A 14,123-nucleotide genomic window follows, 5' to 3' on the forward strand; every position below is an offset into this window, starting at 1 on the left:
TTTATGAATAGCACAGGGTATATGATCCTGATCCTGTTATGTGATCGATAGTTTAACCAGATTGTCGCTAGTTGCAAGTAGCTTAGGGACAAGAATTCTTGGCCAAGGTCTGCTGATAATCTTAGCAAATCTACTGGAGAATTGAAATGTACCCAGATATGTTCGAGGCCCTGATGAGCTTGAATTCTATCGAAAACACATAATCGAAATCGTTTTCTGACGTAAGCGTTTCTTTTTGGTAAAATAAAGGGGATAACATGTTGGCCTGATCAGAATCATGAACCTTTTCAACTCAAATTGCAGTAGGGAGGCTTTAAATATGACAGAAGTAGTGGGACGGGACAAAGTACGCTGGGGCATTATGGGCACGGGATGGATTGCATCCCAGTTTGCAAGGGATTTGGAGCATGCGGGGAACGCAGTGAAAGCAGCGGTAGGTTCACGGACAGCGGGAAGTGCGGAGAAGTTTGCAGCTGAATATGGTTTTGCACGCGCTTACGGTTCTTATGATGAGATGCTGCAAGATCCTGAGGTAGATATTATCTATGTGGCAACACCTCACCCTGTGCATAAGGAGAATGTAATGGCTTGTCTGGAGGCAGGCAAGGCGGTGCTCTGTGAAAAGCCGTTTACGATGAATGCACGTCAGTTGGAGCAACTGGTGGAGACGGCACGGGAGCATAACCTTTTCCTGATGGAAGGGATGTGGACACGCTTTTTGCCACCGATCGCTCAAGCCAGAGCATGGATTGCAGAAGGACGAATCGGTGAAGTACGTATGCTTCAGGCAGACTTTGGATTCCGTGTCGGCTGGGAGCCGGAAGGAAGGTTGCTTAATCCGGATCTGGGTGGGGGCGCATTGTTGGATGCGGGGGTGTACCCCATTTCTTTTGCTTCGATGATCTTTGGCGAACAGCCCCAGCATGTCTGGAGTACGGCCAATATCGGTGAGACGGGTGTGGACGAGCAGTTTTCCGTGTTGTTGTCTTATTCCGAGGGACGATCTGCATCACTGAGTGCTGCCATTCGTCTGAACCTTAGCAATGAAGCGGTCATATACGGTACGGAAGGCAAGATTCGTCTCCCTTTATTCCTGGCGGGCAAAGAAGCCTATCTGCATGTGAATGGTCAGGATGAACCTGAGAAGTTCACCGATGATCGAACATGTATTGGTTATGCTTTTGAGGCAGAGGAAGCGGGACGTTGTATCCTCGAAGGTCGGACGGAGAGCAACACCATTAAACTGGACGAATCCCTGGAAATCATGAAGCTGATGGACACGATTCGGGGCCAGTGGGGATTACGTTACAAATCGGAGTAAACAGACAGGAGCTGACGTGTGATGGTGAAGATTCTGATATCCGGGTTTGAACCTTTTGGCGGGGATGCAGTGAATCCGACGGGGGCGTTAATGGATGCTCTTGCGAACGAAGTGATCGAGGGTGCTGAGCTAAAAACAGTACTGTTGCCCGTGCACTTTGATGAATGTGCAGACCTGCTGATCGCAGAGATGGAAGCCTATCGGCCAGATGTGGTCATCGCCTGTGGGCTGGCCAAGGGCAGAACGTCCATTACACCGGAGCGGATCGCCGTTAATGTCAAAGACATTCCGCCTGGCTCCTACGCGGATAACCAGGGACAGCGTCCTGTGGACGAGCCAATTGTAAACGGCAGCCCAGATGGATTGTTCTCCACCTTGCCCATACGTGCCATGGTGAATGACATGTCCGCAGCAGGTATTCCTGCTACCGTGTCCAATACAGCAGGTACATATATCTGCAACAATACAATGTACCGGGTGCTGGATTATATTCGAGTAGGGCAACTTCCGATCCGTGCCGGATTTGTACACTTTCCCGCTTCAACAGAGATGGCTGTGTTGCAGCCTTCCGTTCCGTCGCTGCCTATTCCCATGATGCTGGATGCGCTGCGGATCATGATTCGCACGGTTGTGGCTGATTCATAGGGATGGTTCCGATTGTTCGGCTGCGGTTGCAGCAGATCGTAGGCGATGGTTGGTTGGATTCGTAGACCGCCGTTGCGAGAGGGAGAGCAGTGGGTTGGGATGGGTTACAGTAGGGTTCAAGATGACGTGGAGAGCGTGGAGTTGCATGGGTTTCTTTCCGCTTCGATCTTGGGTTGAGTAGAGTGTTGGATATGAGTATAGATATGAAGTTGAACATAGAGTGAAAAAAGAGCTGTCCCATCGTCTTAAGTCTGACGTTAGGGACAGCTCTTTCTATTTCGTGTGTCATGTGTAGTGTAGTCCAACATGGTTAGTGAGGTCACTAGTCTGCAGCAAAGTATCTTGATGAAAGTTTTTTGCCTAGTTAAAGATTAGACTCTAAAACCGCAACCACGAACCGCAAACCGCAAACCTCAAATCCGAAACCCGAAACCCGAAACCCGAAACCCGGTAAGGCTTATACAACTGTTGCTGGAAAGTAGGAATTCAGCAAAACAGGTACGGGGAAGTTAAAGGACAGACTCCGATTCGTGCCCTCCTGAATACGACCTTTACTACCCCTAAGTAACTAAGCTCTAAAAATAAAAGATGGCAAGGACATCGCCATCACCCTGGCTACTAAGAAGTTTGTATCAAATGAACACCCTATACAGGACCCTAACGAAACGAGCGCACGCTATACGCCGAAAATCCGCACATACCAATTTCTAACGAATCGAAGAAGGGTTATTGTGTGGAATGAAGCGAGTTTGTCGGTGATATGAACGAATTTTAGCCGAATACGGTGTCTGAGATTCTTTAGAATTCTCATACCACGTTATTCGGCTAAATAAGGTGCGCTGGGTTATAGAGCGTACAGATATAGATGTTAGATTCGCAACAGATCAAGGTCGAACTCAGGAACGAGTCCTTCTTTCATGGCGCGGCCAAGCAGTGCAGTGATTGCACCGTAACCATCATCACCCAGGTTGGCGCTGAATTCGTTAACATACAGTCCAATGTGCTGTGCAGCTACGTCAGGGTCCATTTCTTGGGCATGTTCCATAACGTATGCTCTCGACTCATCCGGGTGAGCCCATGCATATTCAACCGACGCGCGTGCCCATCCGGCGAGGGCGTGAGCATCCATGTTGCGACGTGCGATGATTGCTCCAAGCGGGATCGGAAGGCCTGTGTCGCTTTCCCACCAGTTCCCGAGATCCGTCATTAGTTTGAGGTCATAATTCTGGTACGTGAAGCGTGCTTCATGGATGACAAGTCCGGCATCGATCTTGCCGTCTCGCACAGCAGGCATGATCTGGTCGAATGGCATGACAAAAATCTCGCCTACACCACCCGGAACATTTTGCGCTGCCCACAGACGGAATAACAGATATGCTGTCGAGCGTTCACTTGGCACTGCAACCCGTCGTCCAGACAGATATGCTGGATCGGTCGTGCCATTTGCGGTCAGAACCAACGGACCACATCCTCTGCCGAGTGCACCACCAGCTGGAAGCAGAGCATAGTCAGACAACACGTATGGCAGTGCTGCATAAGATATTTTCATCACTTCAGGTGTGTCAGGTCCATCGGGATTTGCCGCTAGACCATTGGTAATATCAATATCAGCATAACGGACATCCAGCTCAGGTGCGCCCGGGATCAAACCGTGCACCCACGCGTGAAAGATAAATGTATCATTTGGACAAGGGGAAAATGCAATTTTCATGATGTAATAACCTCCCGTAAAATGGAACTTGCAGCCTGAAGCGCATCGAGGGCATCCTTGATGCGCCAAGCGTCGCGGTCGCGTGGACCGACCGCGTTGGATATGGCCCGCAGTTCGAGTGCTGGCACGCCGAACTGCTGGGCAGCTGTTGCCACGCCGAAGCCTTCCATACCTTCGGCGGCGGCATCCGGCACGCGGCGCAATAGCTCCGCGGCCGTCTCCGCTGTTCCGGTCGCCGTGGACACGGTGACCGCAGTGCCTCCGCTGACAGCGAGCCCAGCCCGCTGCAGCTCATGGCGCAGGCGAGCGGCAAGCTCCGCGTCCGCCGCCACAATGGACGAGCCGAATCCAAGCTCGTCCACACTAAGGAAGCCGTCTGGCGTCTGCGAGCCCAGATCGGCGGCAACCATGGCGTCCGCTACCACGAGGGAGCCGACGTCTGCCCGGCCGGGGAATCCGCCGCCGATGCCGGCACTGATCACCAGCATGTAGGCTGGTGAAGATCCGGCTCCGGCAAGGGGCCCCGGCCTTGAAGATGTGGCAGATGCCTGTGCCACATCGGATGGGCTTGGCGTAGTGGAACCCTGCGCCAATGCCCTAGTACTTGCAGCCGCTACGGCATATGCCAATGTAGTGGCTGTTCCTGCTGCGGCCGAGGCTGGGCCAACGCCCGCAGCGATGACGTCAAATCGTTCCGCGGCCGTATCTCCCAAACCACGGAGGACCGCATCTTTTTCCGCATCAACCGCGGTTACGATTAACACACGTTGTGATGAATTTGCTTGTACCGGACTTATATCTGAAGTGTTTATTTCCCCAGTTGAATCCCCGTGGTGTCCACTATTTTCGAATGATGCGTTTGGTTTATTATTCTGATCTTCATCCTGTCTTTGTTCATTCATCTCGGATTCTCCTTATGAGCTATTAGAAGCGTGCCATATGCCTCCATAGTATTTTTCTTACAGCAAGCTTCTAGTTAAACTTCTTCGGGTTATTACTGACTTCTATATTTTCGTGTAAATGTATAGTTCAACTTATATAAATGGAATTCGGGATATATTTGTTCACTACAAAAGGACATTTATCTTCATTTTGTCTTTCAAAGAATGGACACTTTTTCTCAAAAGATACTATATCCATCCAGGAAAATGAAATACTATATATAGATGTTTTTAGATATAAAATTAAAAATTATCTATATGTAGAATATCAATTTCGTAGTGCTTTCTCATGTCTGTGTCCACCCTTTGAAAGACATATCTACAATATGTATGCTCAGTACGGACATCACGAGTTGGCACTCCAAACGAACAGATAAACGATTGAAAAGGCTGGAGTCTGCCCGACCCATTCAACGCTAATTATATATCGGGCCATCGGATTTTTTACCAACCAGCCAAACGTATAACGGGCGGAGTCTGCACTCGATCCCTATATAGTAGCTCATTTGTGCAAACCCGAACTAAAGCAATTAGACAGTCTCGCTAACTCTAATATAGTTGCTCGATGTTCGTCCAATCGCTGTGAGGGACATTAGATCTATAACACAACAAACACAACACAACACAACTAACGCATAACAGAACAAACAACCAATCAGATTAAACGCGCACAAAATAGTAATCAAGATACAGTGATTATTGAACAATATTTCATCTCCATCATAACGGAAGGGGAAAGACCTGAACAACCTTTGCATGTAATTCTGTCAAAAGCGGTCAAGCAAAGGTTTTGGGTAGCCGTATCACTTCGAGTAGCCACATCTAGCCACATCGCTTCAGATAGCCGTTTTGCTTCACTTCATGTGAACGCCACCCTGATCATGCCGCGTCCTAAGCCGGAATGAACCTGCTTCCCAAAAATACATATGTCATTTAAACCATATAACCTCTCTTTATTAACGTACTCCCAATAAAACAAGAAGTCAAAGTCAACGGTTGACAATCTGATTTAACTGTATTAATAATAGTAGTACAGTTAATACACCTAAGATTTGAATACGTACAGCTGCACAGCTTAGGTAATGCCTTCTTACACCCAGATATTTGCACATACACCTCAGATACAGCCATTTAAAACCCATGGGTTATTTCACACATTTACAGAAAGGAGGTGCGGGATGTTCGAATTAGATGTACGCAGCCGTAAGGCGATCTACGAGCAACTTGTGGACAAAGTCAAAGAAATGATCGTATACGGTATTCTAAAGCCCGACGAGCAGCTTCCTTCCGTTCGTGCGTTATCCACGCAGCTGACCGTGAATCCAAATACGATTCAGAAAGCGTATCGTGAGCTTGAACGTGAAGGTTACATTTATTCTTTGCAGGGAAAAGGGAGCTTCGTATCATCGTCAGTGGAACATCCGAATGAAGCCATGAGAGATGAGATCAGAGAGTCTCTGGTGAAGTTGATTGCAGAAGCTTCGTATTCTGGTTTGACCAAAGCGGATATGAAGCTTTTGTTTGAGGAAGCGATGGCCCGTATAGAGAAGGAGGAGCCTCATGATTGAGCTGAATCAAGTCGTCAAAGCGTTTGAACAGGAGAAGGCAGTGGATGGCGTAACGATGCACATACATAAGGGATCGATCTATGGTCTGCTCGGTTCCAACGGGGCAGGCAAGACATCGCTGCTCAAAATGATAGCTGGCATTTATCGTCAGGACAGCGGAACTATTCGTATCGAAGATAATGAGATTTATGAAAATATGGATCTCAAAGGCCGCACAATTTTTATGGCAGATTCACCCTACTTTTTCCCGCAATCTTCAATAACTCAGATGGCTGCATTTTATCGTTCGGTATATCCGCGTTGGAATGAGGAACGGTTCAAGCAACTGGCTACCGTGTTCAAACTGGATGTAAAACGTAAGTTACATCGCATGTCCAAAGGCATGCGCCGTCAGGCAGCTGTATGGCTGGGACTTAGCTGTATGCCTGAAGTGCTGCTGATGGATGAGCCGATAGATGGCCTTGATCCCGTCATGCGCCAGCAGATTAAAAACTTGCTGTTCCAGGAAGCAGCTGAGCGTCAAGTAACCATTGTCATCTCGTCGCACAACTTGCGTGAGATCGAAGATCTGTGTGACCATGTGGCGATTATGCACAAAGGCCGAATTATTGTAGAGAAGGATCTCGATGATCTGAAGGCCGATACGCATAAAATCCAGGTTGCTTTCCGTCACCCGGACCATGCCAAAGCCATGGAGGAGCAGATTGATATTTTGCATGAAGAGAAACGGGGAAGCGTGTCCCTGTATATTGTCAAAGGCAACCGACAACAGGTAACCGATCAATTCCGTATACATGATCCGTATCTGCTGGATGTTTTGCCACTTACACTAGAAGAAATCTTTATCTATGAAATGGAGGACGCAGGGTATGATATTCAACCGATTGTTCTGTAACCGGGGCATCCTGATCCAAAATTTCAGACAGCATGGATGGATAGGTATTTTATATCTCATCACATTGTTGTTCTCACTTCCGCTATATATCGCTACCGAGTACAGGGATGTGCCACAGCAGATTACAAGTTTGTTTCAGGCCAATGGTGAAGTGCAGATTCTGTTCGCTATCACACTGCCCGTAGCAGCTGGTATTTTTCTTTTTCGATATATTCAGTCTGGTGCACCTTCGGATCTGTTCCATAGTTTGCCGTTACGTCGTAAACATCTGTTAACGGTGAATCTGTTGACCGGATATGCCATGATCCTGATTCCAATCTGGATTACAACTGCGATTACCGGCTGGGTGTGGGCGGTACTGGATCAACCGGCTTTTCTGTTCGATGGCAGTACGATCTGGATGTGGGGCTTGAGCATGAGTATCTACTCGCTGTTTATGTTCATGCTAACTGTGGCGGTCGGTATGTGTATCGGGCAATCTGTATTACAGGGGCTCACCGTGTACGCGCTCCTATTGTTACCTGTTGTCGTGTGGTTCATTATGTCACTTCATCTCCAACATTATTTGCTCGGATATGCTTATGATAAAGTAGGCATTAATGCGGAGAAACTCTCACTTGTCCTGCGTGTGGGTTCGATTAGTATCCTCCCTGTAATCCGTCAGGAATTAATTATCTATGGGATATTTGCAATCCTGTTTATTCCTCTAACTTATGTGCTTTATGCGAAGAGACAGGTTGAATCTGCTACTCAAGCAGTTACGTTTAAGCTTATAAAACCTATATTCCGCTTTGGATTGATGTTTACATTGGTTCTGATTGGCGGAGGTTACTTTACAATGATTGCTCCAAGAGGATCAGCTGGATGGGGAATCTTCGGATATATCCTCGGAGGAATTGTAGGTTATATCGTTGCCGAGATGATTATTCGCAAAACATGGCTGATCTGGAGCAGCAGGCTGCTACCCAAGTTGATTCTATATGGTATCATCGCTGGTCTGATACTATACGTACCTATTGCCGACTGGAATGGATACGCCGCTCGAGTGCCTGAAATGAGCAAGGTGAACAGCATCAAGCTTGGTGGGGAGAGTTATACCTACAGTAACGGTGTCAGTCAGAAAAAGGGCGATGCTCACCTCTATTCTAATGATCCGGAATACATGGGGGCAGTTATAGCTCTTCATCAAAAAATCGTGGATTCCGATCTTCCTTTACTGAATGATCCGATCAATACAGGTATGCGTAATGATGAGTATATATTTATTAACTACAAGCTGGATAACGGCAAAGTGATGAAACGTAAATACTACATTCCAGAAGCCGAATTCCATCAGGAATTAATGGCTCTGAAACAGTCCCAGGATTACAAAAGAGTCGCCTTTGAAACGTATAAGCTGGATGAAGATGCATTAAGTTTCGGCATTCGCTCTGCCATAAGTTCATACCGGAAGGTTTATATTAGCAATCCGGAGCAAGTCCGTGAGTTCAAAGCATTGTTGAAACAGGACATTTTGGATCAGACCTATGAAGAACAGCGCTCCCCGTGGCAGTCGTTTGCCTACGCGGAGATGAATCAGGATTCGTCTTCAAAAGATCCATTTCAACCGAAAGAGATGTGGAATTTTGAGATCAAACCTAGCTATGATCGGGTGTTGGCTTGGCTGAAGGAGAACAAATTATACGATCAGTTGCTTGTCCAGGCAGACGAGATTGTCTCCGCTCAGTTTGTGAAGCAAGAGATCAACAGTCCGGGTTCGCTTCAGTGGGCCACTCCGCAGTCAGAATATATCGATGGGAGTCTTAGCATCAAGAAGCAGGTCGCGACCAAAAACAAAAAAATAATTAGCGATCTACTCAATCGTCAACGGTCGGGTTATCTAACAGAGAAAGATACCATCTATCAGATCAAGTTGAATGTAACTCGTGGCGAGAACATCTATATGATGCTGAAAGAAGAGGATCTGACCGAGGAAATGAAAGCTATTTTGGTCAATCAATGAGCTGAACTGTATCAGTTGTTAACTATAAGCGGGAAGGGTTCTCCCGTTGATCGAAAGTTTTATTCAACCAGTGAAACCAGATTTACTTGACCAGATACAACGAATGGAATATATTAGAAAAAGGTGAGGTTCGAGTGACTCGTTCAATCGAATCTCATATGGAACGGCTTATGAGGGAAGCACCCGTAAGAGCAGGCAAATGCCTGACTTGCGGGTGCTTTTTTGTCGTTCGCTGATTTCGTTGGCTATTCTGCTAAATATTTTAGAAGAAAGGGTGTAGTGACGGATGCAAACAGAAGCGTGGAAGGAAACGATAAATGAACAGGAGGCAATGGAGTGTTGTTGCTCCTTATTGGAACGATCAAGCGAACATGACTTCTTAGATCATCATCGCTTGCTGGAAGAAAAGAAGGGGCGACAGCATATCGAAGGTATAGCTACAGAAGATATAGCTTTAATGGAGACGAGTGACATACTATTTCCTTCTCCAATAGCAGGTAGCCATAGTCACATGATGGAACAAAGTAACGTCCGGCGTCGTCAATTATCATCATTCGCTCATCTTATTTTCAGATCACGCCTGCTCATAGGGCTTGTGATTCTGTTCAGCGCAAGCACGATCTACTTTGCTTCTTCAGTCGAGGCAGCGGATATAGATCTTGGCGTAACCGCGCAAAAAGCCTGGGACTCCGTATTGAACAAAGCCGATGCACAAACCAAGTTAACGTTGAAGCAAGCGTACGAGAAAGTGGGGAACTGGAAGACACAAGAGCAGGTTTGGGAACAAAAAATAAAGACACTTCATGCCACCAATACCGCGGAATTGGAACGATTACGTGTAGAAATAAGACAAACCGATGATGCGAAGGTCGCAGTTTTAGCTGAAAAGGTAAAGCAAACCCAAGCCCGATATGAACCGTTATTCGCCCTCTATAGTTCAGTCAATCGACAGTTGGATGCAGCCAAAGCCATCAAAAATAAGGAATGGAGTGCAGCAATCCGTACTCAGGCAGAGACGTTGAGACCCGTTGTGAAGCTTGCCAGAGAAGATATCCGGATCAAGAAAAAGGAACTTGCTGAAGCACGTAAACGGAAGAGCGCTGAAATAAAACGTTTACGAGTTATGCTAGCAGGGGCCGACTCCGCGAAGAAACAGATTCAAACGGCTAAAAAACAGACGAGTCTGGCGAAAGAACGATATGCAAACGCCCTGCAACAGTTCAAACAGAGCACAAAGCAAGGCCAACCGTCACGTGTACTCAGCTCATTGAACACCTTGGCGTCTGCAGCAGAGAAGTGGGCAGGCACAAAACAACATATCCACACACTGGAGCAAAAAGTATCCACTACGTATGTGAAAGTCAGACAGGAAATCGCCAAGAGACCCAAATAAGAGGAAACCCGGTCCTCTCCGCAACGTACACAACTTTAGGTGTAAAGACGCTTCGATGATGATGGAACGAGGTGGAACTATTGCAGTCCAAGTTGGAAACGAAACGTATGGGGGCCAAAGGTTATAAACGTAAACGTTACTGGATTCCCAGCGTTGTACTAATTTTGATCATAGGTTTTATTGGGATTGGTACACAATGGACACCCAAAATAACAGTATTTTTATTAAAATCATTGATTGAAATTGCTAATCCAGACACTAAGGACACTATGCTCTCGGAAGGGATAACTCGTGTTGCGGATGTACCCTATGCAGACGAAGGGAGTAATGACAGTACGCTGGATATCTATTATCCTTCCGTAACATCGGAACCTTTGCCTGTTGTGTTGTGGGTTCATGGTGGTGGATGGGTCTTGGGTGACAAAGAGGACATCGCAGATTATGCCGTACAATTAGCCAAGCAGGGTTACGTTGTGGTCAGTATGAATTATGCGCTCGCACCGGATACGAAATATCCCACTTCCGTGATCCAGACGAATCAGGCTTTGACTTACGTGAAGAACCATGTCAGTGAGTATCAGGGTGACCCAAAAAAAATATTTCTCGCAGGCAATTCGGCAGGTGCCCAGATTGCAAGTCAGACTGCGGCAGTGGTGACGAATCCTTCCCTCGCCAAACTGATGAATATAACACCAGCCGCCCAGCCGGAAGAGTTGCGTGGAGTTCTTCTATTCTGTGGTCCTTACAATCTGAGTACAGTAGCGGAAACGGGATTTCCGCTTATACGGACATTTCTCTGGTCATATACCGGAGTCAAAACATTCGAAGACTATCCACGTCTGCATGAAATGTCGACCGTGCTTCAGGCCACAGCAGCGTATCCACCTGCATTTATTACCTCAGGCAATGATGACCCGTTGACCAGTCAATCGATTGAGCTGGCACAAGTATTGAAGCGCCTTGATGTTGAGGTGGAAACCTTGTTTTTCTCGAACTCATCAGAGAAGCTGGGACATGATTATCAATTTGATCTGGAGAGTGACGCTGGACAACATGCGATACATTCGGCAGTACGATTCATGCAACAGTATAGTCGATGAGCAGACAAGTCTGTGGTACACTCGAAGCAAATGAGGGCGCAGGAGGAGAAGTATGGCAGATAAAGAAGATTTGACCCGGTTCGGGGTGGCGTTTCCTACACCTCTAATTGAGCAGTTTGACCACTATATTGAGGAACAGGGATACAAAAACCGATCTGAGGCTTTCCGTGATCTTGTTCGCAAAACATTGCTGCAACCTTCTGCACTGCAATCTGATCAGGATGTGGCTGGCACCATTGTGATGGTCTACGATCACCATATCAGTGATCTTCCTAATCGTTTGATGGAGCTCCAGCATGAGGCGCATCATGACATCATTTCCAATATGCACGTGCACCTGAACCATGACCAATGCTTGGAGGTTATTGCCGTACGGGGTAACCTGGGACGATTGCGTCATCTGCATCAACAGATCCAGGTACAAAAAGGTGTTTTGTATGCGGAGCTGTCTGTGACTTATGTAGATGAACTTAACAAACTGGCTCATGCTCAGAGTCGTCAGGATGGCAATCCGGATCAAAGTCTGGATCACAATCACAGTGCGGGTCAGCATGGTCACAGCCATCATCATCGATCTGCGGAGTAAGACAAATACGAGTGTAATTTCTATGAAAATATAACAAATCTAAAAAAACAGATTATTGGTTAAATGCCAACGTCTGTTTTTTTTGTTTGTTATAATACCTGACTTTATAGAGCGCTACAAATGCTCGGTTATATAACTTTTTAATTATTAATTCTGAAATATGAAAAAATATGGATTATGAAGTTAACTTTGTTGACATATGATTTGTGTTTTGTGCTACAATTTCTCTAAAAAGTAACACGAAAAAAGGGAGTGCAGCACATATTTAGAGGGGGAACGACCAGAATGGGCAGATTTTCATGGAAATGGGGAAAACGAAAAGGTAGAACAGGATTAGGCATTTTGCTTGTATGTTCCATTGGTTTATCTGGTTGTGCACAGAGCACAGCGCCAACAGCTTCATCAGCAGAGAATGGACAGTCAGTTCCAGCCTTAACCAAAGACGAATTGGTGCTGGCCGTTGGCACCGAGCCGGAAGGTGGATTTGATCCAACAACCGGATGGGGGCAATATGGCTCACCACTTTTCCAGAGTACCTTGCTGAAGCGGGATGCCAAGCTACAACTGGTTAACGATCTGGCTACCGCATACTCAGTTAGTGAAGATGGGCTGACCTGGACGGTTACACTCCGGAATGATGTGAAATTCTCTGATGGGGAGCCACTTACGGCTGAAGATGTAAAATTTACGTTTAATACGGCTGCTCAGAGTGGGTCTGTGATTGATTTGACGAATATGGCTGATGTGCAGGCACCCGACGATAGCACGGTTATATTCACATTGAAGTCGCCGCAGTCTACATTCATCAGTCTGCTGACGACCCTTGGCATTGTACCTGAACACGCCTATGGCGCTGATTATGCGGAACATCCAGTCGGATCAGGACCGTACAAGCTGGTACAGTGGGACAAAGGACAACAGGCTATCGTTGAAGCCAATGAAGAATATTACGGTAACAAGTCTGCATTCCACAAACTCACCTTCCTCTATCTGGATGAAGATGCAGCCTACGCCGCTGCACAGGCAGGTACGGTGGATATCGCTGCTATCCCGGCAGCGTTTAGCAAGCAACAGGTGAATGGCATGAGCTTAGAGGCCGTGAAAACCGTAGATAACCGGGGCATCATGTTCCCCATGCAACCTGCTGGTGCCAAGTCGGGCGATGGTCTTCCTGCAGGGAATGATGTGACATCCGATCTGGCGATTCGCCAAGCGGTGAATGTCGCGATTGATCGTAAGGCTTTGGTTGAGGGTGTACTGGAAGGGTACGGTCGTCCAGCGTATTCCGTCAGTGATGATCTGCCTTGGAGCAATGCAGAAGCTGTATTTACGGATGCCAGTCTCGAAGAAGCGAAGCGCATTCTGGCCGCTGGTGGCTGGGTAGATGAGGATGGTGATGGTATCGTCGAGAAAAACGGCGTTAAGGCCGAATTCAATCTGCTTTATTTTGCAGGTGATTTAACAAGACAATCTCTGGCGTTAGCTACTGCGGATATGGTTGCCCAGGCGGGAATCAAAATCAATGTTGAAGGCAAAAGCCGTGAAGAGACAAAAAAGCTGGCTTACTCCAACGCTGTATTGTTTGGGTGGGGCAGTCATGACCCTTTGGAAACCTATAACCTCTATAGCAGTACTCATAAGGGAGAAGGGTATTACAATGTGGGGCTGTACAGTAATCCTGTCGTGGATTCTTGGATGGACAAAGCCCTTCAGGCAACAAGTGAAGAAGAGGCATTGCCGTTCTGGCAGAAAGCGGAATGGGATGGAACAACAGGTTTCAGTTATCAGGGGGATGCGCCATGGGCATGGCTTGTAAATATAGATCATCTGTATCTGGTTACGAATGGACTGAACATTGGTGAGCAGCAGATCCATCCTCATGGTCACGGCTGGCCGGTGACAACCAATCTGGAGGAATGGTCCTGGGATAACAGTACGAACAAGAAATAGGAAACCTAGCA

The 14,123-nt window shown here is 47.0% G+C and carries 12 protein-coding genes; 10 read left to right on the forward strand and 2 right to left on the reverse strand.

The window, feature by feature from the left end; all coding sequences use genetic code 11:
* The first annotated feature begins 319 nt into the window (after positions 1-319).
* Both MKZ13_RS05465 and MKZ13_RS05470 read left to right on the forward strand, forming a co-directional pair.
* The gene (locus MKZ13_RS05465) at positions 320-1,321 is read left to right on the forward strand and encodes a Gfo/Idh/MocA family oxidoreductase (RefSeq protein WP_339182457.1); all 1,002 of its coding nucleotides are present in this window, start codon (positions 320-322) and stop codon (positions 1,319-1,321) included.
* Between the two features lie 21 nt (positions 1,322-1,342).
* Positions 1,343-1,966 (forward strand): pyroglutamyl-peptidase I, encoded by a 624-nt coding sequence (locus MKZ13_RS05470; RefSeq protein ID WP_339182459.1) that lies wholly within the window; start codon positions 1,343-1,345, stop codon positions 1,964-1,966.
* Between the two features lie 868 nt (positions 1,967-2,834).
* Here MKZ13_RS05470 and MKZ13_RS05475 read toward each other — a convergent pair.
* Positions 2,835-3,677 (reverse strand): 1,4-dihydroxy-6-naphthoate synthase, encoded by an 843-nt coding sequence (locus MKZ13_RS05475; protein ID WP_339182460.1) that lies wholly within the window; start codon positions 3,675-3,677, stop codon positions 2,835-2,837.
* Positions 3,674-4,474, reverse strand: coding sequence for a futalosine hydrolase (locus tag MKZ13_RS05480; RefSeq protein ID WP_339185345.1), 801 nt, complete (start codon positions 4,472-4,474; stop codon positions 3,674-3,676). Before MKZ13_RS05480 ends, MKZ13_RS05475 begins: the two co-directional genes overlap by 4 nt.
* 836 nt (positions 4,475-5,310) lie before the next feature.
* Here MKZ13_RS05480 and MKZ13_RS05485 point away from each other — a divergent pair.
* The 8 genes from MKZ13_RS05485 (at position 5,311) to MKZ13_RS05520 (ending at position 14,112) form a co-directional block, all read left to right on the forward strand.
* Positions 5,311-5,523: a hypothetical protein gene (locus tag MKZ13_RS05485; RefSeq protein ID WP_339182461.1), complete on the forward strand. Its 213-nt coding sequence runs from the start codon at positions 5,311-5,313 to the stop codon at positions 5,521-5,523.
* Positions 5,524-5,796: 273 nt separating this feature from the next.
* Positions 5,797-6,186, forward strand: a complete 390-nt coding sequence (locus tag MKZ13_RS05490; RefSeq protein WP_339182463.1) for a GntR family transcriptional regulator — start codon at positions 5,797-5,799, stop codon at positions 6,184-6,186.
* The gene (locus tag MKZ13_RS05495; RefSeq protein ID WP_339182464.1) at positions 6,179-7,081 is read left to right on the forward strand and encodes an ABC transporter ATP-binding protein; all 903 of its coding nucleotides are present in this window, start codon (positions 6,179-6,181) and stop codon (positions 7,079-7,081) included. The genes MKZ13_RS05490 and MKZ13_RS05495 overlap by 8 nt, the downstream gene beginning before the upstream one ends.
* Complete coding sequence (locus tag MKZ13_RS05500) at positions 7,056-9,083, forward strand: hypothetical protein (protein WP_339182466.1); 2,028 nt, start codon at positions 7,056-7,058, stop codon at positions 9,081-9,083. Before MKZ13_RS05495 ends, MKZ13_RS05500 begins: the two co-directional genes overlap by 26 nt.
* A 286-nt stretch (positions 9,084-9,369) precedes the next feature.
* Complete coding sequence (locus MKZ13_RS05505) at positions 9,370-10,476, forward strand: hypothetical protein (protein WP_339182468.1); 1,107 nt, start codon at positions 9,370-9,372, stop codon at positions 10,474-10,476.
* A gap of 92 nt (positions 10,477-10,568) precedes the next feature.
* Positions 10,569-11,576, forward strand: a complete 1,008-nt coding sequence (locus MKZ13_RS05510; protein WP_339182470.1) for an alpha/beta hydrolase — start codon at positions 10,569-10,571, stop codon at positions 11,574-11,576.
* Positions 11,577-11,628: 52 nt separating this feature from the next.
* Positions 11,629-12,162: a nickel-responsive transcriptional regulator NikR gene (gene nikR / locus MKZ13_RS05515; RefSeq protein WP_339182472.1), complete on the forward strand. Its 534-nt coding sequence runs from the start codon at positions 11,629-11,631 to the stop codon at positions 12,160-12,162.
* A 285-nt stretch (positions 12,163-12,447) separates the two neighbouring features.
* On the forward strand, positions 12,448-14,112 hold the full coding sequence (locus tag MKZ13_RS05520; protein ID WP_339182473.1) for an ABC transporter substrate-binding protein: 1,665 nt from the start codon (positions 12,448-12,450) through the stop codon (positions 14,110-14,112).
* The last annotated feature ends 11 nt before the right edge of the window (positions 14,113-14,123 follow it).

Origin of the sequence: Paenibacillus sp. FSL R5-0701 (genome assembly GCF_037973995.1) — a bacterium.
Classification (GTDB): Bacteria; Bacillota; Bacilli; order Paenibacillales; family Paenibacillaceae; genus Paenibacillus.